16 protein-coding genes are annotated in these 21,640 nt (G+C 71.7%); 8 read left to right on the top strand and 8 right to left on the bottom strand.

Annotated features, from left to right (window positions below; all coding sequences use genetic code 11):
- The first annotated feature begins 199 nt into the window (after positions 1 to 199).
- From FHX37_RS18215 to FHX37_RS18195, 5 genes are read left to right on the top strand one after another with little or no spacing between them, the layout of a single operon-like run.
- Positions 200 to 1,507, top strand: coding sequence for an MFS transporter (locus FHX37_RS18215; protein ID WP_141925448.1), 1,308 nt, complete (start codon positions 200 to 202; stop codon positions 1,505 to 1,507).
- A 60-nt stretch (positions 1,508 to 1,567) separates the two neighbouring features.
- Entirely contained in the window at positions 1,568 to 3,454 is a 1,887-nt protein-coding gene (locus tag FHX37_RS18210) for a non-ribosomal peptide synthetase (RefSeq protein ID WP_141925447.1), read from the top strand.
- A gap of 29 nt (positions 3,455 to 3,483) precedes the next feature.
- A complete protein-coding gene (locus tag FHX37_RS18205) occupies positions 3,484 to 4,710 on the top strand; it encodes a cytochrome P450 (protein ID WP_141925446.1) in 1,227 nt (408 codons plus the stop codon).
- Positions 4,711 to 5,766, top strand: coding sequence for a methyltransferase (locus FHX37_RS18200; protein WP_141925445.1), 1,056 nt, complete (start codon positions 4,711 to 4,713; stop codon positions 5,764 to 5,766).
- 27 nt (positions 5,767 to 5,793) lie between these two features.
- Positions 5,794 to 6,522 carry a thioesterase II family protein gene (locus tag FHX37_RS18195; protein WP_141925444.1) on the top strand — a complete coding sequence of 243 codons (729 nt, stop codon included), beginning with the start codon at positions 5,794 to 5,796 and terminating at the stop codon, positions 6,520 to 6,522.
- 59 nt (positions 6,523 to 6,581) lie between these two features.
- On the opposite strand, the gene FHX37_RS18190 is transcribed toward FHX37_RS18195, so the two are convergent.
- Both FHX37_RS18190 and FHX37_RS18185 read right to left on the bottom strand, forming a co-directional pair.
- Positions 6,582 to 7,598, bottom strand: coding sequence for an acyl-CoA dehydrogenase (locus tag FHX37_RS18190; protein ID WP_141925443.1), 1,017 nt, complete (start codon positions 7,596 to 7,598; stop codon positions 6,582 to 6,584).
- Between the two features lie 3 nt (positions 7,599 to 7,601).
- Positions 7,602 to 8,768: an acyl-CoA dehydrogenase family protein gene (locus FHX37_RS18185; protein WP_141925442.1), complete on the bottom strand. Its 1,167-nt coding sequence runs from the start codon at positions 8,766 to 8,768 to the stop codon at positions 7,602 to 7,604.
- 104 nt (positions 8,769 to 8,872) lie between these two features.
- Between FHX37_RS18185 and FHX37_RS18180 the strand changes: the two genes are divergently transcribed.
- From FHX37_RS18180 to FHX37_RS18170, 3 genes are read left to right on the top strand one after another with little or no spacing between them, the layout of a single operon-like run.
- Positions 8,873 to 12,181, top strand: a complete 3,309-nt coding sequence (locus FHX37_RS18180; protein ID WP_141925441.1) for a non-ribosomal peptide synthetase — start codon at positions 8,873 to 8,875, stop codon at positions 12,179 to 12,181.
- Between the two features lie 55 nt (positions 12,182 to 12,236).
- On the top strand, positions 12,237 to 13,019 hold the full coding sequence (locus FHX37_RS18175) for a thioesterase II family protein (RefSeq protein ID WP_141925440.1): 783 nt from the start codon (positions 12,237 to 12,239) through the stop codon (positions 13,017 to 13,019).
- 12 nt (positions 13,020 to 13,031) lie between these two features.
- Positions 13,032 to 16,805: an SDR family NAD(P)-dependent oxidoreductase gene (locus FHX37_RS18170; RefSeq protein WP_141925439.1), complete on the top strand. Its 3,774-nt coding sequence runs from the start codon at positions 13,032 to 13,034 to the stop codon at positions 16,803 to 16,805.
- 12 nt (positions 16,806 to 16,817) lie between these two features.
- On the opposite strand, the gene FHX37_RS18165 is transcribed toward FHX37_RS18170, so the two are convergent.
- The 6 genes from FHX37_RS18165 to FHX37_RS18140 are packed head-to-tail and all read right to left on the bottom strand — an operon-like array spanning position 16,818 to position 21,639.
- Positions 16,818 to 17,552 (bottom strand): sulfotransferase-like domain-containing protein, encoded by a 735-nt coding sequence (locus tag FHX37_RS18165; protein ID WP_141925438.1) that lies wholly within the window; start codon positions 17,550 to 17,552, stop codon positions 16,818 to 16,820.
- A complete protein-coding gene (locus tag FHX37_RS18160) occupies positions 17,539 to 18,333 on the bottom strand; it encodes a thioesterase II family protein (RefSeq protein ID WP_141925437.1) in 795 nt (264 codons plus the stop codon). The genes FHX37_RS18165 and FHX37_RS18160 overlap by 14 nt, the downstream gene beginning before the upstream one ends.
- The gene (locus FHX37_RS18155) at positions 18,330 to 19,607 is read right to left on the bottom strand and encodes a cytochrome P450 (RefSeq protein WP_141925436.1); all 1,278 of its coding nucleotides are present in this window, start codon (positions 19,605 to 19,607) and stop codon (positions 18,330 to 18,332) included. Before FHX37_RS18155 ends, FHX37_RS18160 begins: the two co-directional genes overlap by 4 nt.
- A gap of 1 nt (position 19,608) precedes the next feature.
- Positions 19,609 to 19,890, bottom strand: a complete 282-nt coding sequence (locus tag FHX37_RS18150) for a phosphopantetheine-binding protein (RefSeq protein ID WP_141925435.1) — start codon at positions 19,888 to 19,890, stop codon at positions 19,609 to 19,611.
- The gene (locus FHX37_RS18145) at positions 19,868 to 20,863 is read right to left on the bottom strand and encodes a transketolase family protein (protein ID WP_141925434.1); all 996 of its coding nucleotides are present in this window, start codon (positions 20,861 to 20,863) and stop codon (positions 19,868 to 19,870) included. Before FHX37_RS18145 ends, FHX37_RS18150 begins: the two co-directional genes overlap by 23 nt.
- Positions 20,860 to 21,639: a transketolase gene (locus tag FHX37_RS18140; RefSeq protein ID WP_141925433.1), complete on the bottom strand. Its 780-nt coding sequence runs from the start codon at positions 21,637 to 21,639 to the stop codon at positions 20,860 to 20,862. Before FHX37_RS18140 ends, FHX37_RS18145 begins: the two co-directional genes overlap by 4 nt.
- Position 21,640 lies beyond the last annotated feature (1 nt).

The following is a 21,640-nucleotide window of genomic DNA, read 5'->3' as shown; positions in this document are numbered from 1 at the left end:
CACGATATAGCTTTATTGGTGTATTTGCCGATTATGCGTCTTTAGTCTTCTGATCGCTGTACATATGGGATGAACAGTGAAGAGTTCCTGACTCATGGCGGTCGTGTGGTGGAGCTGCTACTGTCGACCAGTGTTGACAGTCGTTGATTCTGTAGCATGATGTCGTGTGTTGCCGCGCAGAGCTAGGCGAGACGAGTAGATGAGCACGGATCACCATCCCGAAGAGCAGAAGACCACGAGCGGCAGGAAACGCTCCGTCCTCTTCCGCGACCGCAACTTCCTCTCCCTGTGGTCCGGAGAGTCGATCAGCCTGCTCGGCAGCGAGATCAGCGTCGTCGTACTCCCATCGCTGGCGGTGCTCGTCTTCGGGGAAGGGGCGGTGGGCGTCGGCCTCCTCGCCGCGCTGCAGTGGCTCCCCTTCGTGGTGCTGGCTCCGGTCCTCGGCGGTGTCACCGACCGGTTCCGGCGCAGGACGCTCATGCAGATCGCCAACATCGCGCGGTGCGTCATCCTGGGGTCGGTGCCGCTGATGGCGCTCCTGGACCAGCTCACGGTGACCCACCTGTACGCGGCGGCGCTGCTCAAGGGCGTCTTCGACGTCGTGTTCCAGCTGGCTTACCAGGCCTACCTCCCCCACCTGCTCGATCGGGAGGATCTCAGCGACGGCAACGCGAAGACACAGCTCAGCCGCTCGGTCGCCCAGGTGGTCGGCCGTTCGGCGGGTGGCGGCCTGATCAGCCTGGTCGGTCCCGCGCGGGCGCTGACCGCGAACGCCGTGGGCTACCTCGCCTCCAGCATCGCCCTGCTGCTGGTGCGCAAACCGGAACCCGAGCCCCAGCCCTCCGGGCACGGCCTCGCCGCCATGCTGCAGGACATCCGGGACGGCGTGACCCTGACCTTCGGGAACCGGCTGCTGCGGTACCTCACGCTGATGGGGACCTTCGGCAACATGGCGGTGTCGCTGACGCTGGCGATGATCATCGTCTTCTCCTATGAGGACCTGGGCTTCACTGCCGCGCAGGTCGGCCTCGCGTTGGGCGTCGGAAGCGCCTCCATCGTGGTCGGGGCGCTGTTCTCCCAACGGATCAACGAGAAGCTGGGGATGGGGCGCACCCTCATCCTCACCCACGGCATGCTCGCTGTCGCGTTCGGCCTGCTCCCCGCGGCCATGCTCGGCGGGACGACGTTCGCGTTCGCCGTCATCGTCGTGTCCCAGTGCCTCTCCTCCCTGACGACGCCGATCGCCAACGTCGGGATCATGACGCTCATCCAGAAGGCCACGCCTCCCGAGGCGATGGGGCGTGTCGGCGGGGTCGCGCTGCCGTTCGTGTGGGGGGCCAACGCCGTCGGCCCTCTTCTGGGAAGCGCGGTGGCGGTGGTCTTCGCGAACGCGATGGCGTTCGTCCTCGCCTCCCTGCTGGCGCTGGGATCCGTGGGATGGGTCGTGCTCGGCGCGGTGTACCGGCTCACGGACGACGTTCCGGAGGAGCTGCGGGTCAAGGTGTGAACGGTATCCGCGGGCCGGTCGCGCGGCCGTTCCGCGGCGGTGACACGAAGGAGGGTGCTGATGGCTCCCGCTCGAACCGCCCACGACACGTCCCGGGAGGAGCATCCGCCCCAGGCGGGAGGGCCCCGGCCTCCACTGCCGCGCGTGGTCCAGGGGCATGCCCGCGCCATCCCCGACGCACCGGCGGTCGTGCACGGCGAGGACGAGCTGACGTACGCGGAGCTCAACCAGCGGGCGAACAACCTGGCACGGAGGCTGCGGAGCCACGGGGTGGACCGGGGGGACGTGGTGGGGCTCCACATGGGACGCTCCCTCGACTGGGTGGTCGCCATGCTGGCGGCGCTCAAGTCCGGTGCCGTGTGCATGTCGCTCGACCCGGACGCGCCGGCGGAACGCAACGCCCGCGCCGTGGCGACCGCCCGCGTCGCCGTTCTCGTGCGCGGCGCGGCCGAGGAGGGGGAGCCGGGACCGTCGTCGGTGCCGACGGTCCGTTGCGACGCCCGCGCACCGGTGGCCACGGGAACCGACGACCCCGACCTCGCGGTGTCTCCCGACGATCTCGCCTACGCCCTGCACACCTCGGGGTCCTCGGGGCAGCCGAAGATCGTCCTCGCCCAGCACAGCTGGCTGAGCGCCGGTGCGGCAGCGGGAGCGGAGGTGAACGGCACCACGTCCCACGACCGGGGGTCGTGGCTCGGCCCCGCCGGCGCCGGTATCGCGATACACGAGGTGTGCAGCCTGTTGTGGCGCGGCGCCAGCGTCCACGTCGTCGACCAGGAGGTCCTCACCTCGCCACCGGCGCTACGGGACTGGCTGCTTGCCAACCGGATCACGCAGTCCTTCGTGGTCACCCCGCTCGGCGAGATGCTGCAGACCCTGGAGTGGCCGGCGGAGACACCACTGCGACTCATGACCCTCGGTGGGGACAAACTCAACCGCTGGGCGCCCGCAGACCTCCCGTTCGAGATCACCGTCTCCTACGGTTCCCTGGAGACGTTCCAGATCGCTAACGCGCTCCACCCGTGGGAGGCGCGGTGCACACCGCGCACCGCCACCCCTGCCGACCGTTCCGCGCCCCCTCCCGTGGGGCGCCCCCTTCCCGGGGTGCGGGTACACGTCCTGGAGGACGACCTCACCCCAACACTGGAGGGCGAGATCGGGGAGCTGTGGATCGATACCGGCGGCCTCTCCCTGGGGTACCTGGACGCCCCCGCGCTGACGGCCGACCGGTTCCGTCCCAACCCGTTCGGCGCGGCGGGAAGCAGACTGTACCGGTCGGGGGACGCGGGCCGTTTCCGGGGTGACGGGGTACTGGAGCACCACGGGCGCATCGACGATGTCGTCAAGGTGCGCGGCCACCGGGTCGAGGTCGGCGAAGTGGAGTGGACGCTCGGAAGCCACCCCGGTGTGGCGCAGGTGTGCGTTGTCGCGGTGCGCTCGGAGGAGGACGGCGCCACCCAGCTGGTGGCCTGCGTCGTCCCCGAGGGGGACGTGTCTCCCGGCGAGCTGCGCGCGTACACCGCCGCGCGTCTCCCGGAACCCATGGTCCCGGTTGCCTACGTGCCGATGGACCGGTTGCCGAGGAACACCTCGGACAAAGTGGACCGGCTGGCGCTTCCACCGGACGACTGGTGGAGATGGCGCCCGACCCGGCGGTACCGGGAGCCGCGAGGCGACGTGGAGGCACGTGTCGCGGCTCTGGTGGCCGAGCTGCTCGGGCTGGAACGCGTTGGCGCCGACGACAGCTTCGTCGAGCTCGGCGGTGACTCGCTGCTCGCTGCGCGCCTGCAGGCGCGCATCACGGAGAGCCTCGGCGTCCGGATCGCGATGCGCGACATGTGGGAAGCCGAGAGCCTGGGTGACCTCGCCGGCCGTGTGGAGCGGCGGCGCAGCGGGGAGGCGGAGCCGGAGGCCCTCCCCCGCATTGTGCCCAGGAAGCGTTCGTAGGGTCCCGGAACCGGAGTAGGGAGAGAGTAATGACGGAATCCAGGCAGGATTCGATACATCGCCTCACGAACGCGTTCGACTTCCACGACCCCGCCTACACCCCGGACGTGGCGGAGGTCGTGAACCGCGAGATGCGGGAGCGGAACCCGGTCGCCTACTCTCCGGCGCACGGGGGCATGTGGATCGTGTCCCGCTACGAGGACGTGCAGGCCGTGCTGCGGGACCACGAGACCTTCAGCTCGGGTGCGGGCGTGCACTTCCCGCGCGCCAAGGGCATGCCGATGTTCTCCCCCATCGACTACGACCCGCCGGAGCACTCGGACATCCGGAGGCTCATGGCACCACCGGTGGGCAAGGAGGCGGTGCGCAGGCTGGAACCGTCGTTCCGGGAGCTCGCCGCCGAGCTCGTCTCCCCCCTCGCCGAGCGGGGCCACGGCGATGTCGTCGCGGAGCTGGCCCGCCCGTTCGCCATCCGCACCCTGGGGGCGACCATCGGGCTGTCGGAGGATGCCCAGCGGGAGATCCGGGAGCTGACTCGCAACATGTGGCTGCTGCTGTCCCGGGAGGACGACTCGAGCGGCTTCTGGCCCCAGTACCGCGAGCTGCTCTCCTCCGAGATCCAGAAGGCGCGCGCGTCCTCCGAGGACTCCTACCTGGCATGGCTGGCTCGGGCCGAGGTCGATGGGGAGCCGATATCCGAGGAGCTGCTCTACTCGATCGTCGTCTCCTACTGCGTGGCCGGACACGACAACACGATGAACACGCTCAGCCGGATGCTGTGGCACCTCGCGCGTTCCCCCGACACTCAGCGCCGTCTGCGCGAGGAGCCCGAACTGATGCCGGTGGCAGCCGAGGAGACCCTGCGCCGGTGGAGCCCCACGGACCGGTTCACCCGGGTCACGACCCGCGACGTGACGCTCCGCGGGGTCACCATCCCCGCCCACTCCCGGGTGGTGCTGCTGTTCGACGCGGCCAACCGCGACCCCGAGGTGTTCCCCGACCCGGAGGAGTTCCGGCTCGACCGGGGCAACTCCCACAAGCACCTGAGCCTCGGACACGGGATCCACCGCTGTCTCGGCGCCCATGTCGCCCGACTGGAGTTCACCTGTGTTCTGGAGGAGCTCGCGCGGCACCCGGTGTACCGCCTCGTCACCGAACCCCGGTGTGTCTTCGAGAACGGGCGGCACACGATGTTCGAAGAGATACGGGTGAGCTTCGCGGACACCGCGGCGGCGGCACCGGGAGGGGACGCATAGATGGAGAGGCCCGCTGACCCCGCCTCCGCCGTCGCACCGACGGGTGCGGCGCCCGACGTTCGGCCCCTCCTCGACATCACGTCGGGACTGTGGGCTTCGCAGACCCTCGTCGCCGCGGAGAGCCTGGAGCTGTTCACCGTCCTGTCCCGCCGGGAAGGGGAGACCCCGGACGGCGTGGCCGCAGCGCTGGGTATACCCGAGCGTCCCGCCGAGATGCTCCTCACCGCCTGCGCCGCCCTGGGGCTGCTGGAGCGGGAGGGAGAGCGCTTCGTTCCGGCCCCGGTCGCGGAGCACTACCTGGTACGGGGGCGCCCGTACTACATCGGGGACTACATTCGCATGCTGCGGGACTATGCCTACCCCGGCTGGATGGGGATCACCGAGGCGGTGCGCAGCGACCGGCCGAGCCGGCGGATACCGGAGCCGGACAGGGGGATCTTCGATACGAGCAACCGCCCGGAGCTCTTCTGGGAGGGGATGGACCAGATGTCCGCCCTCACCGGGAACGTGTTCGCCACGGAGGTCGGGATCGGCTCCAGCGAACGGCTCCTGGACGTCGGCGGAGGCGCCGCAGGGTTCACCATCGAGCTGTGCCGCCGGTTCCCGGAGCTGCGGGCCACGGTCTACGACCTGCCGCACGTGTGCCAGCTCGCCACGACGCGTATCCGTGATGCGGGGATGGACGACCGGATCACACCGTGTCCGGGGGACTTCTTCGCCGACGGCGAGCTGCCGGGCGGACACGACCTGGCCCTGCTGTCGATGGTCCTCCACGACTGGGCTGAGGAGGACGGCCGCGCGATCCTCGCCAAGTGCTTCCGCGCGCTGCCCAGCGGTGGACGCGTCGCGATCAGCGAGCTCCTCGTCGAGGACACCAAGGACGGTCCGTTGGACGCGGCTCTGATGAGCATGAACATGCTGGTCGGAACACGGGGCCGCAACTACACCGCCGCGGAGTACGCCTCCTGGCTGCGGGACGCGGGTTTCGTGTCCGTGCGCGTGGTGCGGTTCCGGGCCGCTGGCGCGAACGGGGCCCTCCTGGCCCGGAAACCGTGACCCCGTGCCGGAAGGAGCAGTCCCACCGTGGCACCCCAGAAGTGGTTCCTCCGGGAGCCGTCTCCCGACGCCGAGTTCCGGCTGCTGTGCTTCCCCTACTCGGGGTGCGGCGCCTCGATGTTCCGCCACTGGCCGGCCTGGCTCGGGCCGGTGGAGCTCCTGGCGGTGCAACCGCCGTGGCGGGAGAACAGGATGGCGGAGCCCCACTTCGGCACCTACGAGAGGCTCGCCGCCTCCTTCGTCGCTGATGCCGGGGAGTATCTGGACCGGCCCTACGGAGTGTTCGGGCACTGCGGCGGGGCCCTTCCCGCCTTCGAGACGGCGCTGTGGGCCGCGGAGCACGGACCGCGCCCGCCGGACCGGTGCTTCGTCTCCTCCCAGGTCGCTCCGCAGGACGGGCCGTACGGACGTTTCCTCGGCCTGGCGCCGGCGGAGCTGCGCGCGGAGCTGCTGGACCTGCTCGCGAGCATGGGAGCGCACGAGCCCTCCGGCGACATGGTCGATCTGGTCATGGAGGTGCTCCAGGCCGACCTGGAGACCAACCGGCGGTACCGCAGGGAGCAGCCCGCTCGGGTCCCGTTCCCGTTGACGGTCCTCGGGTGGCGCGACGACGCGGAGATCCCGCCCGCACTCACGCGGGGCTGGGCGGAATGGGGGGACGTCGGCGAGCGTCTGCTGGAGGGCACACACCATACGTTCCTGCGGGCGCCGGAGGCGCTGCGGAACGTGCTGCGGAGTGACCTCACCGGAGTGTGACAACCGGCGTCCCCGTCCGGGGGGCTCCCCGCGCCACCGCGGGGAGCCCCCCGGACGGGTCAGGAGTCCGCGGCGTCTCCCCGTGCCGCTCCGGCCGCGTTCCACAGGTTCGCCGGAGTGTCCAGGCGAGTGGCCTCGACCGACGCGACACGGAACGCGGCCGCGGGGGTGGAGTGCGCCAGCATCCCCCGCACACCATGCAGGTGGAGGGACGTCCGGGCACACGCGAGGGCGTGCTCCGACGCGGCCGCCAACAGTCGCGAGGGCTCGGCCGCTTCAGCGCGGCCGCGGTCGCATCGCCAGGCGGTCTGGTGCAGCAGCAGCCGCCATCCGTCCGCCGCGCCGATGAGGCGGGCGAGCTCGTGCGCGACGGTTTGCAGCTCCACCAGCGGCTTGCCGAACTGGCGCCGCTGGTTGACATGGGTGCGGGCCAACTCCAGGGCGCGGTCGGCGACACCGAGCAGCAGCGCGGCCTGCCGAACCCGGGCGGCGTCCAGGGCCCAACGCGTGTGCGGCTCGGACAGCCGCAGCGCCTCGGCTGGTGCGCCGGTGAACCGGAGCCGCACCGTGGACAGCCCCAGCCGCGTTCCGGACTCGGTCTCGCAGGTGGACTCCTGCGGAACGACGAGGTACCAGCCGCTGTTTCCGTGTTGTTCCATCGCCCGGATCAGGGCCAGCCCGAACCGGCCGGCGGGCAGGTGCTCACTCTCGCCCCACGCCCGTCCGCTGTCGTCCACTCGCAGGTCGGCTGTGGTGTGGACCCCGACCGTGGCGGCGTGCTGCTCCCCGCGCAGCAGCGCGGCCAGCCGGGAGCGCGGCACCTCACTCCCCGCCAGGAGGTCCAACACCAGTGCGGTCTCCCGGTACGACGCCTGCGGCTCCAGTCCGCGGCCCAGGCCGAGGTTCACCATGGTGTCGGCGCTGAGTCCGAGGCCGAGCCCGCCCACGGACTCCGGGGCGCCCATACCCGGCACCCCGATCGCGGCCAGCTCGGCGTCCAGGTCCCCGGTGCGGGTCAGTACGGTCGTGAGCGCGTCGGCGATCCGGGTCTGTAGCGGATCGATGCTCTGGTCCATGCCTCAGCCTTCCCGCGGTACGTCGTCGAGCAGCCGTGCGCCGGTGACGATGTCGAGCAGAACCTCGGAGGCGCCTCCCGAGACCGTCAGCCCGGGAGCTTCCCGATAGGCCGCCTCCAGCGTGAGTGTGCCGGGGTCCGCGTCGGGGTCCAGCACCTGCGGGCCCAGCGTCTCGAACACCCACCAGGCGATCTCCTGTGCTGTTTCGCTGCAGTGCCACTTGGCCAGCGAGGCCTGGGCGATGTCGGACTCCCCGGAGTGGAGGCTCTGCAGTGTGCGGCATGCCAGGAGTCGGCTCGCCTCCAGCTTGGCCCGCAGCCGGGCGAGTTCGCCCAGCTCGGTCTCACTGGGGGTCCTGCCGTCCCGGTCGATACGTTCACTGGCGAGCTCGAGCCAGTGGCGGGCGCGCGCGTAGTAGTCCAGCCCGTTGCGCTCGGCGGCGAACATCCGGGTGATCAGCGGCCATCCGGATCCCACACCCCCGACCACCGCCTCCGGTCCGGCCCGTACCCCCGAGAGGCCGATGTCGTGGAACTGCTCGTCGGAGAGGCTGGGAAGCGGCCGAACGGAGACACCGGGATCCCCTAGCGGCAGGAGGAAGAGCGTGAGCCCTTCGTAGCGGCTCTGCCTCTCGTCGGTGCGCACCGCGCACAGGGCCACGTCCGCGTAGGCGCTCTTGAGGTTGTAGGTCTTGCGCCCGTTGATGGTCCACCCCGTCCCGTCGTCGTCCGGGACAGCGTGTGTGGTGATCCCGGCCAGGTCCGATCCGTGCTCGGGCTCGGTGAACAGGACGCACGCCGTCAGCTCGCCCCCGGCCAGCTGGGGGAGGAGACGGCGCTTCTGCTCCTCACTCCCTGCCTGGAGGATCAGCGAGCCGATGATCTGCACCGATATGTAGTAAAGACTTTGCGGTATGCCGTGGCGCACCATCTCCTCGAGAAGCGCCACGGTGGCGGTGAAGTCGGCGTCCCGTCCGCCGAACTCGGCCGGCCAGGACGGGGCGAGGATGCCGGACCGGCCCAGATGGCGGTAGAGGTCGCGCGCATCGCCGTCCATGCCGTCGTCCCTCTCGTGGACCGCGCGGACGAGCCGGCGCGTGTGCGGATCGGAGAGGATCCCGCGCACTTCGCGCGCGAAGCGTGTCGTCGATTCGGGGGTGTCGAAGTCCATGTCCGCGATCCTCGCTCGCGCTCGCCGCTGAAGACTCTTGTAGATTATTGCTGTGTCGTGACAATGAATACTATATAGTATTTAACAGTGATTGGGGCGGTAGTATGGAACATCAGAGCGAGTTACTTCGCAGGCTTCGCCGTCTGCCCGAGACGGACCGGGACGCGTTCCTCGCGCAACTGGACAGAGTCACCCCCGGGAACCGGTCCGCTCCCCTGTCGTTCCGCCAGGAGCAGCTGTGGCTGTTCGACCGTGTCGCCCCGAGCGGGACCGCCTACGGCCTGGGGTTCGCCCTCACCCTCACCGGCCCGCTCGACACGGTGGCACTGGAGGGTGCGGTTACTGACCTCGTCGCGCGCCACCCCATCCTGCGCTCCCTCTTCCCCCACGAGAAGGAGACCGGGGAACAGGTGGTGCAGCCCGAGCGCGAGACGCGGCTGGTTCCGGAGGACGCCCACGGGCAGGATCCTCCGCGGGTCCACGAGGAGATCGTGCGGGAGGAACTGCGCCGCGGCTTCGACGTCAACGCCGAGCCCATGGTCCGGTTCCGGCTGGTGCGGTGGTCGCCCGAGGAGCACACGCTCATCGTCGCTACGCACTACCTGGCGATGGGACGGCGCTCCCACGACGTGCTGTGCGCGGACATCGCGGCCGCCTACGCGGCACGCCGCGCCGGGACGGAACCAGGGTTCCACAGCGCTGCCACCCCCTTCGCCGAGTACGCGGTATGGCAGCGGGAGTGGAGCCGAAGCGCTGAGGCGGAACACGCCGAGGAGTTCTGGAGCCGAGCGCTCTCCGGGTGGGAGAACACCGAGCTTCCCCCGGACCTGCCGCGTCCGCGTGTGCTGAACCTGTCCAGCGAGTCCGTCAGCCGTCCGGTGCCGAGGGGCGCCGCCGCGCGGGCGCGGGCGCTCGCCGAGCGGCTGGACGTGCCGGCGGACGACGTGCTGCTGGCCGCCTACCTCGCCGTGCTCTCCCGGCAGACCGCGGCTCTGGACCTGACCGTCGGACTGCCGCACGATGTGCCCGGACCGTTCTCCCCCGACGCCCTTCTGGGGGACTACGGCAACCTCCTGCCCCTGCGCCTGGAGGTCGACCCCGCGGCCCCGTTCGCCGACCTGGTGCGCGCCGTGCACGCGCGCAGGACAGCGTCCGAGGAGCACGGGACACTGCCCTTCAAACGCATCCTCGACCGGCTCGACATCGATCCCGACCCCGGTCGGCTCCCCCTCGTCCAGCTCGGGTTCGACGCTCCTGAGCCCGGCGCCGGCCCCCACTGGGCGGACGAGCTCCGCATCACCGGAGAACGGGTCGACACCGGTATCGGCACCTTCGAGCTGGCACTGGAGACCACCCTGGACACGGCGGAGCCGGTCGTCACCGTGCGGTACGCCACCGCCCTCTACCGGGAGGCGACCGCCGACCGGCTGGCGCGCCGCTACCTCGACTTCCTCGACGGCGCGTGCGCGCGTCCGGACCAGCCGCTGACCGCGCTTCCGTTCGCCACCGCCGAGGAACGCACCGCCATTCTCCAGGACTGGAACCCCCGCATCGGAGACCCACCCGAGGGGAGCGTGCACCACCTGTTCGAACGCGCCGCCCGGCAGCACGCGGACCGTACCGCCGTCGCGTGGCGGCACGGCGAGATCACCTACGCCGAGCTGGACGCGTGGGCCAACCGGATCGCCCACGGCCTCAGCCGCGCGGGAGCGGGCCCGGAGACGCTCGTCCCCGTCCTGCTCGAACGCGGGCCCCTCTTGGTGGCGGGGATACTGGGCGTACTCAAGTCCGGCGCCGCCTATGTGCCCATCGACCTCACCCAGCCCGACGAGCAGGTCCAGGCAATCATCGGCGACTGCGGCGCCCGCGTGGTCCTCACCTCCGCGGAGACAGCGCCCCGCCTCGGTGCGGGACCGATCACCGTCGACGCCGAGGCCGACACACGCGGCCTGCCGGAGACACCGCCGCCAGCGGCGAGCTTCCCGGACTCCCTCGCCTACGCCATATACACCTCGGGCTCGACCGGGCGTCCCAAGGGCGTGCTCGTCGAGCACCGCAACGTCACCAACTTCATCAGGACCGTGCAGGAGATGTTCGCGCTCGGCTCCCAGGACCGGATCGTGCAGTTCGCCTCGCCCGGATTCGACGTGTCCGTGTTCGAGACGTTCGGAGCGCTGCTGTCCGGAGCCCTCCTCTACGTCGTCGACGAGGACGAGCGCCGTTCCGCGGCCGCGCTCGACGCGATCCTGGCCGAGAGGCGCATCACGGTCATCGACCTGCCACCCGCTGTCATGGAGCTGCTGGAGCCGGAGAACTACGCCGACCTCCGGGTGGCCTTCGTCGGAGGGGAGGCGTTCAGCGGCGCGCTGACGACCCGGTGGGCCCGCCAGTGCCACTTCTACAACGGCTACGGCCCGACGGAGACGACCGTGACGGTGATCGCCAAGGAGTGCGCGGGCACATGGTCGGAGTCCCCGCCGATCGGCCGGGCGATGGCACAGCACCGCGCCTACGTCGTTGACGAGGATCTGGGACTCCTTCCCCCCGCCGCGCGGGGGGAGCTGGCGGTTTCCGGGCTCGGCGTCGGACGGGGCTACCTGGGACAGCCGGGGCTGACCGCCGACCGGTTCCGCCCCGATCCGTACGGCCCGCCGGGATCGCGGATGTACATGACCGGGGACCTGGCGTCCTGGAACGACGACGGCGACCTGGAGTTCCTCGGACGGGTCGACCGCCAGGTCAAGGTTCGGGGGGTGCGGATCGAGCTGGGCGAGGTGGAGGCGGCCCTGCAGGCGGTTCCCGGCGTGGCCCGCCCGGTGGCTGACGTCGCGGTCGACCCGGACCGCGGCACGCTCCTCGTCGCCTACGTGGTCCCGGAGGACGGTGCGGAACTCCAGCTCGACACGGTGCGCAACGCGTTGAGCGCCCGCCTGCCCCCTCCGATGGTGCCCAGTGTGCTCGTCCCGCTGGACGAGGTGCCGCTGACCCAGAGCGGCAAGGTCGACCGGCGCGCCCTTCCCGCCGTGGAGTTCGTCGCGGTCGAGGAGGAGGGTGACGAGGAGGACGAGAACAGCACCCCCACGCAGCGCAGGGTGCGTGGCGAGGTCTTCGCTCCGTTGCTGGGGGCGCGTGTCGGCAATCACGTCAACTTCTTCGCCGCCGGCGGCACGAGCCTGCAGGCGATCCGCATCGCCGCGCGGGTCAAGTCGGTGTTCGGGGTGGAGGTGCCGATCGCGGAGTTCTTCGTGACCCCGACGGTGGCGGGGCTCGCGGAACTGGTGGACCAGGAGGTGGCGCGCGAGCGGGACCACCGCGACGCCCTCACCGAAGCGCTGGAGCTCGTGGAGAACCGTACCGATGCGGAGCTCGGCGAGCTCGCCGAGACGCTGGACTCCGGATCGCGGGACACCTGAGCAGCCGGCTGGTGCGCTCGGGTGTCCGGGCCCGAAGGGAGACCTGGTGGTGGCCATGGCTGATACCCGTGACACGGCGCGGGGCGGGGGGCGTTTCGCCGCGGAGTCCCCCTGGGTCAGAAGGTGCGCGCGTGCCGACCCCGCCCTGCGCCTGGTCTGTTTCCCCTACGCGGGCGGAGGCGCGTCGCTGTTCCACCCTCTGCCCGCGCTCCTTCCCGACACAGTCGAGGTGCTCGCGATCCAGCCGCCGGGTCGGGAGGACCGCTCGCGGGAACCGTTCCCCGCAGACATCGGCGTTCTCGCGCGCGCCTGCGCCATAGCGCTGCGCCCCTACCGCGCGCTGCCCCTCGCCTTCTACGGGCACTGCGCCGGTGCTCTGCTCGCCTACGAGGTCGCGCACCACATGGGAGAGCGGTTCGGGACGTGGCCGCGCCACCTGGTCGCCGCCGCCCAACCCGCGCCGCACCTGCCCGGACCGGAGGCCCCGCTGCACCGCTTGCCGGACGAGGAGCTACGCGAGGCGGTCCAGGGGCGCGGCGGCCTCCCCGAGGCGCTCGTGGACGCCCCCGGCCTCATCGAGTTCCTGCTGCCCCTCCTGCGGGCCGATTTCGCCCTGTGGGAGGGCTACCGGCACCGTTCCCGCCCCCGGTTGCCCTGCCCCGTGACGACGCTGCGCGGAGACGCCGACCACGTCGTGGACGCCGAGGCGGTCGCGCCGTGGCGGGAGCACACCTCGGCCGGAAGCGCGGACGTGGTCGTGGACGGCGGTCACTACTTCATCAACGACGTATCCGAGGACACCGCGCGGACCCTGGCGAGAGTCCTCCGCACCGGATGAACGAGGGAGCACATGACCGACAGCGCAGACCTCGCACGGATCAGCCGGACCGCGGAAGCGGTCGACGGGGTCCACGCCGCAGCCGCCGTCCTCGACCGGCAGCTGCGTCCGGGAACGGACCCGTACGCCGGGGCGGGGGCGGAACCCGCCGCAGGAACACCGGTGCCCGGAGCGCGTCCGGCGCTGGTCCGGGGGCCCGACCCGGACCCCGGAGCCGACGCCCCGACGACGGTCACGGAGGCGCTGCTGACGACGGCCGCCCGTGCTCCGGAACGCGGCACCACCTACGTCCGCGCTGACGGGAGCGTGCGGCGGCAGACCTACGCCGCGCTCCGCGACGAGGCGCTGCGCGTTCTCACGGGACTGCGGCGGACGGGGACACGCGCCGGCGACCCCGTCCTGCTGCAGTGCGCGGACAACCGCGCCTTCGTGACCGGCTTCTGGGCGTGCGTCCTGGGCGGGTTCGTGCCGACGCCCGTGGCGACCGCTCCCGAGTACCGGACGGACAACGCCGCCGTGCGCAAGTTCCACGCGGCGTGGAGGCTGCTGGGGCGTCCGCTGGTCCTCACCGACACCGGGGTGCGCGACCGGGTCGCGGAAGCACGCGACCGGTGGGACGACGGCGCCCAGCTGCGCGCCGTCTCCGTCGCGGACGTGACGGAGGCGGAACCCGCGCAGCCGTTCCTGCCGGACCCCGACCATCCCCTCGTCAACCTGCTGACGTCGGGAAGCACTGGTACTCCCAAATGCGTGCACCACACGCACCGCTCCATCACCGCCCGCACCCACGCGGCCATCGCCGCCAACGGGTTCACCCGGGACGAGGTGTCGCTCAACTGGATGCCCCTCGACCACGTCGGCGGCATGGTGATGTTCAACGTACGGGACGTCTTCCTGGGGTGCGAGCACGTCAACGCGCCCACGGACGCGGTGGTCCGCCGCCCGCTGAACTGGCTGGACTGGATCGACCGGTTCCGCGTCACCACCACGTGGGCGCCGAACTTCGCCTTCGCGCTCCTCACCAAGCACCGCGCGGAGATCGCCTCCGGCCACTGGGACCTGTCCTGCCTGCGCAACATCTGCAACGCCGGCGAGGCCGTGGTGTCGCGCACCGCGTTCCAGTTCCTGCGGACACTGGCGCCGCACGGGCTTCCGCCCGACGCGATGGTCCCCTGCTGGGGCATGTCGGAGACCTCCTCCGGGGTGACCTACGCGCGACTGGACCTGCGCGATCCCGCCGTCGGCACGGTCACGCTCGACTCCTCCTCGCTCGACGGCCAGCTCGTCGAGGTGGCTCCCGAGACGCGGGGGGCGCTCACCCTGACCGAGGTGGGCGCGCCGGTGGCGGGGGTGGCACTGCGTGTCGTCGACGAGGCGGGAGAGCTCCTGCCGGAGGGGCGTGTGGGGAGGGTGCACGTCTCCGGCACCACGATCATGGCGGGCTACCTCCACAACGCGGCCGCCAACGCCGCCGGCTTCACCGACGACGGGTGGTTCGACACGGGGGACCTCGGGTTCCTCAGGGACGGGCGGTTGACCCTCACCGGGCGGCAGAAGCACATGCTGGTCGTCAACGGGGCCAACTACCCCGCCCACGAGGTGGAGTCGGTCGTGGAACAGGTGCCCGGAGTCCGGCCCGCCTGCACCGCCGCCTGCGGGGTGCAGGACCAGGAGACGGGCACCGACTCCCTGCACGTGTTCTTCGTGCCCACGGCGGAGGCCCTCGGCGACCTGGACGGCACCGTTACCGGCATCCGGGCTGCGCTCACTCGGGACATCGCCCTGCACCCCGAGTCCATCGTCCCCGTGAACGAGGCGGAGTTCCCCCGGGCCGCGGGCGGGAAGGTGCAGCGGGAACGCCTGGCGGCGGCGCTGGCCGAGGGGCGGTTCGACCACCGCAGGTACGGAGGCGGCCCGGAACGCGGCACCGACGAGGTGGACTGTTTCCTGGAGCCGGTGTGGCTGCCCCGCGAGGAGGCCGGTACGTCCCCCACGGCGGACCGGCCCACGGTGCTGTACGCTCCGGCCGCTGCCACGTGGCCGCGGCGCGCGGCGGGTGCCGTCGGCTGTGTCACTCCCGGCGAGCGGTTCGAGGTCCGCGCCGCCGACCATGTCGTGATCGACCCGCTCGATCCGGAGCAGCACGAGCGCGCGCTCGCCCACCTCGTCGCCCACCGGGGGAGACCGGAGCGTATCGTCTACGCGCTGGAGACCGGGCCGGCGGACGGGGGCCGGAACCCGGACGCGCCGGCGCGGTTCCTGGCCGCGCTCTCGGCCATGGCGCGCGCAGCGCCGGAGGCCGAGCTCACCGTCCTCACCCAGGAGGCCACCGGGGTGCGACCCGCGGACCCGGTCCAGCCGGAACGGGCGGCACTGGTCGGGATGGTCCGGACCGCGGCGGCGGAGGGTCTGCTCACGGCTCCCCGACTGACCGACGCCCCTCCTGAGGCCGGGGGGCCGGAGCTGGCGGAGCTCGCCGGCACCCGCTACGGCGGCGAGGTCGTCGGGGTCCGCGGCGGGGCGGGATACGCGCCGCGGCTGCGCACGGTGCGGCGCGGCGAACGCGTCGACGTCCCCACCACGTTCCTCCCCCGCGAGGGGGCGGTCCTGCTCACCGGGGGGCTCGGCGGGCTGGGCCGGCACGTCGCCGAGCAGCTCCTGGTGGGCGCCAACGCGCGGATCCTGATCGTGGGCCGTACTCCCGAGGAACGGCTCACCCCCGAGGCCGGCGCCGCGCTCGCGGAACTGCGTCAGCTCGGGGAGGTCCGCTACGCCCCGGTCGACGTGGCTGACCGCGACGGCCTCGCCGCCGCGGTCACCGCGGCGGAACGCGCCTGGGGGCGGGGGATCGACCTGGTAGCGCACCTCGCCGGCTCTCCGGTGTCCCCCCAGTGGCGGGACCTGTCCGCCCATGACCTCACTCGGGAGACACCGTCCTGGCTGAGGCACATGCTCCGCCCCAAGCTGGACGGCGGCGCCGCGATCGAAGGGCTGTTGGACGAGCGGCCGGACACCGCCGTGGTGCTCTTCTCCTCCGTGAACGGCTTCCTCGGCGGGAGCGGGTTCGGCGCGTACGCGGCGGCGAACGCGGGGCTCGACGCGTTCGCGCACCGGTGGGCCGCGCGCGGGCACGCGGTCCGCTGCCTGGCATGGACCATGTGGGACGGCGCCGGGATGAACGACGGCAATCCGCTGGTCGCCGCGGCCCGCCGGCGCGGCTTGCGGGTGCTCGAACCGGCCGACGGCCTGTCCCTCCTCCTGGAGGCCCTGCACCAGCCCGCCCCCTACCTGTTGGCTGGGGTCGATCCCGCGAACGCGCGGGTCAAGGCGGAGCTCGCCCCGGACCAGTTCGCGGGCGGTAGTACCGTCGTCGCGGTGGTGCCGGAGGAGAGCGCCGACCCGGAGACGGTGCGCCGCGCGGTCGCGGCGGAGCTTTCCGCCTCCGGCGTGTTCGCCCAGATCACCCTCCTGCCGCGGCTGCCGCGCGACGCTGCTGGTGCGGTCGACCCGGAGACCGTACTGGCTTCCCGGGAGAACACGTCGCCCGACCACGACGCGCCGCGGGGACGCGGCGAGACACTGGTCGCCGGCGCTGTGGGAGATGTGCTGGACCTGGAACCGGTCGGCAGGGACGTCTCGTTCTTCAGCCTGGGCTGCGACTCCGTGCGGGCCGTCCGGTTGGCCGGGGAGCTCAGTGAGCGGCTCCAGCGCGACGTGGCGGTGGAGCTCCTCTACGAGCACCCGACAGTGCGCGACCTCGCCGCCGCGGTCTCCCCGGGGGGATGAGGGTCCGGACCCTCATCCCCCCGGGGAGACCCGCATCCGCCGTTCTCGGAGCCACAGGTAGTGGGGGAGGTGGTAGCGGTAGTGGGGGCCCAGCACCGGATGGTCCGTGATGGAGGCGTGTGTGCCCTCGCCGCGCGTGAAGCCGGTGCTGTCGGCGACGTCGGTGTGCCACCGTAGCGTCCTGCGCCATTCCGGCAGTGTCGTAGCCGGCCACGACAGCGCCGCGGGGAGGAACGGGATGCCGACCGAGTCGCAGTAGGCGCGGACCACGGCGTGGGGGCGGTCCACGAGCTCGTCCGCGTCCACGACCACGGGGCGGGCGCCCGTCTCCGTCACGGCGTCGTGTATCCGGCGTACCCGGGCGAAACCGATCTCGTCCCGTCCTAGGGAGGGGTTGAGCCGGTAGTGCGAGGCGATCGCCGCGCGGGGCTCCCGGATGAGGAAGGTGTGGGTGGCGGAGCGCAGGAACCACTCGGCAGCGTGGACCTCCGGGTAGGGGAAGTCCGTGGTGTCCTTGACGAATACCGGAGTGCGCCGGGACAGCGAGTCCAACGCCTCCAGCACCGCTTCCCCGCTCGTGCACCGGGTCCCGTGGACGTCGGCCGCACCGAAGTCGTGCACGTGCGAGAGCGGCTCGTGCACCACGGTGAAGTCGCCCCGTTCGCGCATCATCCGCAGGAAGGCGGTGGAGCGGCAGCGCGGCGGACTCCACAGGACGAGGAGCCGGGGGCGGTCAGCATGGGGCATCGGCGGCACCGTTCTCCCAGTCTGCGACGCCGAGGCGGAGACGACGCAGGACCTCCGCGTGGTGCTGGGTGAGGAAGAAGTGGCCCCCGGAACGCACGAACAGGTCGAAGCGCTCCGCGGTCTCCTCCTCCCATCCCTGCATGGCCTCCGGCGCGACCTCGGGGTCACGGTCGCCGCACCACGCCTGGATCGGACAGCTCAGAGGCGGACCCGGCTGGTAGCGGTACCGCTCGATCATGGCGAAGTCGGCGCGGATCATGGGTAACAGCAGGTCGAGCAGTTCCTCATGCTCCAGGACCTCCTCCGCGGCCGAGCCGTAGGCGCGCAGCACGCGGACGAGCTCCTCGCGCGCAAGCGCGCTCACGGGAGTACGCGGCCGGGCGTTCGACGGGGCGGGGCGCCCGCTCACCACGAGGTAGGCGGCGGGGCGCCGCATGGACTCCAGACGCCGGGCCGTCTCGAAGGCGATGATGGCTCCCATGCTGTGTCCGAACAGCAGGGGAACCGTGCGCTCGGCCGCGATGCGCGCGGCGATCGCGTCGGCGACAGCGGCGAGGTCGGTCACCGGCGGTTCCGCCATGCGCGTCCCGCGTCCGGGGAGCTGGATCGGGACCAGTTCGGTCGAGTCGGCGATGGCACCGGCCCAGTCCGCGTAGTAGCTCGCCGATCCCCCGGCGAACGGGAAACAGTACAGGCTGTACCGGGCAGCGGGGAACCGGAGGCGGTGGTCGAACCAGGGCTCCCCTGCGCGGGGGGAGGCGGGGTGTCGGGGAGCGGTCATTCGGAGCCCACCACCGTCGGTGCGTTCCGGTGCCGTGGGACGAGACGCACGGGCATGCTCTTGTAACCCGCGACGAAGTTGGAGGCGAGGTGCGCGACCTCGCCCGCGGGCTCGACCTCGGCGACGAGGTCCAGCAGCTCGTCGAGGAAGACCCGCAGCCCCAGCTGCGCGAGGCCGGCGCCGATGCAGTAGTGCGGACCGATGCCGAAGGCGAGGTGCCGGTTCGGGTGCCGGGTGATGTCGAACCGGTACGGGTCGTCGAACGCGCGTTCGTCGCGGTTGGCCGAACCCAGCCACACGCTCACCGGCTCGTCCGTCCGGATGGTTCCTCCGCCCAGGTCGACGTCCCGAGTGGCGTACCGCATGAAGTGGCTGGCGGGTGAGGACCAGCGGAGCACCTCCCGTACGCAGCCTGCGCGCAGTCCCGGATCCTCGCGCGCCATCCGGAACTGCTCGGGGTGCTCGCCCATCAGCGCGACCATGGTCGACAGGGCGTGGGGCGTGGTGACGTTGGCTCCGAGCAGCAGCGCGTAGCAGTTCAGGATGAGCTGGCGCTCGCTCAGCGGCCCCTCGTCGAGCTCCATGGAGCGGAGGATGCCGATCAGGTCCGTTCCGGGGTCAGTGGGAACGCGCCGGGAGATCTCCTCCCGGAAGAACTCGAACAGCTCGTGGTGTGCCTGGCGGACCGTGCTGGTGGGCGAGCCGGTGCTGTAGTCCGGGTCGTCGTAGGCGATCGTCCTCGTGGTCAGCTCCGCCATGCGGGGCCAGTGCTCCTGCGGGAGCCCCATGAGCGTCCCGGTGAAGGCCATCGGGAACATCAGGGCCTCCTGGGCGATGTCGATGGTTCGCCCGTCGAGTGCCGGCCGGAGCACGGACCGGACGATCTCCCGGATCGGCTCCTTCTGTTCGGAGACCGCACGCGGGGTCAGGGCCCGGTTCAGTGGTTCCCGCAGCTGCCGGTGCCGCGGCGGGTCGGTGTCCGGCATCATGTCGTCGGAGGCGATGTCGGGCATGCTGAGGTCGACGATGCACAACATCGTCCCGCGCCGGGAGGAGAACGTCTCGTAGTCGCGCAGGACGCGCGAGACGTCCTGGTGCCGTGTGACCACCCAGAACGGCTCCCGTCCGTCCCCGGGGTCGCATCGGTAGACGGGGTTCTCCGCGCGTAGCCGCGCCCACAGCGCGTGCGGGTCCCCGTGCGCGTAGAAGGCGGAGTCGAGCAGGTCGGGATCGTCGCAGTGCACTGGATCGAACGGGGGGCAGGAGATCCGCACGTCACGCTCCTCTTGTCGCGTCCGGTAGCCGGGCGTCCACTTCACGGGCGAGTTCGGACACGCGTGTCGCGTGGTAGAAGGCTCTGACCGGTATCCGGGTCCCGGTCGTCTCGGCGATCGTGTCGAGGAGACGCATCGCCAACAGCGACGTCCCCCCGAGCACGAAGAAGTCGCTGTCCGCGCTCACGTCCCCGACTTCGAGGATGTGAGCGTACAGTCCGGCGATCCACGCCGCGGTGGCGCGGGAGTCCCGCTCCGCGTCAGCCCAGGGTGGGCCAGTCATGCCGATTCCCCCTTCCGGTCTCGATTACGTGCGCTACGGCCGTACGGATCGCCGCAGCGCTGACATCAGCGGCTTCGAGCGCCTCGCGGTGTTCTTGCACCACGACCCCGACCTCGCCGGTCACAGCGACGCGCCGGTGGGGGAGGGGATGCTCCGCGCTGACGGTCGCGGCCACCGCGTCGCCCAGTCCGCCCTGCGGGCGGTGCTCCTCCACGGTGACGATCCCCGCGGTGGTACGCGCCGCCGCGAGCACCGCCGCGGTGTCCAGGGGAACCAGCGTGTGGACCTGGAGCACGCGGCACGACACCCCCTCCCAGGCGAGCGCGTGTGCGGCTTCCAGGGCCATGAGCACCGGGTACGGACCCATGGCGATGACGGTGGCGTCGGTACCGGACCGCAGCGTGGCCGCGCTTCCCAGCTCGAACCCCGCATCCTCCGGCCGGATGTCGGGCGTGGCGCTCCGCCCCAGACGCAGGTAGGTCGGGCCGGGCCGGCGGTGGGCGGCGTGCAGCGCGGGGCCGACCTCGGCACCACTCGCCGGTACCACGACCGTCATCTCGGCGAGCGCGCGGACGACGGCGAGATCCTCCAGGGCGTAGTGGGTGGTCCCGAGGTGCGTCGCGGAGAGCCCGCTGTGCGTCGCCACGACGCCCACCGGGAGCGCGTTGCCGACGACGTCGAGTTTGAGCTGTTCCGCGGCGCGCGTGGTGGCGAAGGTCGCCATGGTGTGCACGTAGGGTCGGTAGCCGCGGGCGGCCAGACCGGACGCGACACTGAGCATGTTCGCCTCGGCGATCCCCACGTTCAGGTAACGGTCGGGAAAGCGCGCGCCGAACGTGTTCTCCAGCCCGCCGGTGTCCGAGTCCAGACAGAGCACGCGCTCGTCGTGCTCGGCCAGCCGCAGGAGCGCGTCCCGGTACGCCGCGCGCGGGTCCGTCCCGGGGGCGGCGTGGTCGGGGGGAGTGGTCGTCACGTCGGTCGCCTCGCTTCCACGGCCGTGAGTGCCCGCCGCACGAGCTCGGGGCGCAGGGTGGCGTAGTGGCTGGAGGTCTTGCCCTCCAGGAAGGGGACACCGCTGCCTTTCACCGTCCGGGCGATCACGGCGAGGGGGCGCCGCTGTGCGGGCCCGCGCGCGGCGGCGCTGAGGGCGCACGTGTCGTGCCCGTCCACGTCGCGTGTCTCCCAGCCGAAGGCGGCGAACCGCCCGGCCAGGGGTTCCAGTCCGGCGCGCTCCTCGGTGGAGCCCGTGATCTGCAGGCTGTTGCGGTCGACCACCGCGACCAGGTTGTCCAGACCGCGGGTCCCGGCGTACATGGCGGCCTCCCAGACGCTGCCCTCCTGTAGCTCACCGTCCCCGAGCAGCACGTAGACACGTCCGGTTCCGCCGTCCAGCCGCTCCCCGAGCGCGGTACCGATCGCTAACCCGAGCCCGTGGCCGAGCGACCCGGTGGGGAACGCCACCCCCGGTATCCCCTGCCGAGGGTGGCCGAACAGCCGGCTTCCCGGGCGGGCGTAGGTGTCCAGCTCCTCGGCTTCGAGCAGCCCTCGTACGGCGAGCGTCGCGTAGAGGGCGGGGGCCGCGTGCCCCTTGCTGAGGATGAAGGTGTCGCGTTCGCCCATGACGTCGAAGTGCAGGACGGCGAGGATGTCAGCGCAGGAGAGGCTTCCCCCCACGTGCGCTCCCTTCGGGCCGCCCGCGGCGCGGATGATGGAGCGGCGGATCTCCACCGCCGCGGTGTCGGTATCCACG

Source organism: Haloactinospora alba (assembly GCF_006717075.1).
In the GTDB taxonomy this organism is placed as follows: Bacteria; Actinomycetota; Actinomycetes; order Streptosporangiales; family Streptosporangiaceae; genus Haloactinospora; species Haloactinospora alba.
Note: the sequence above shows the minus strand (reverse complement) of the source record. Positions and strands in the feature narration are given on the sequence as shown.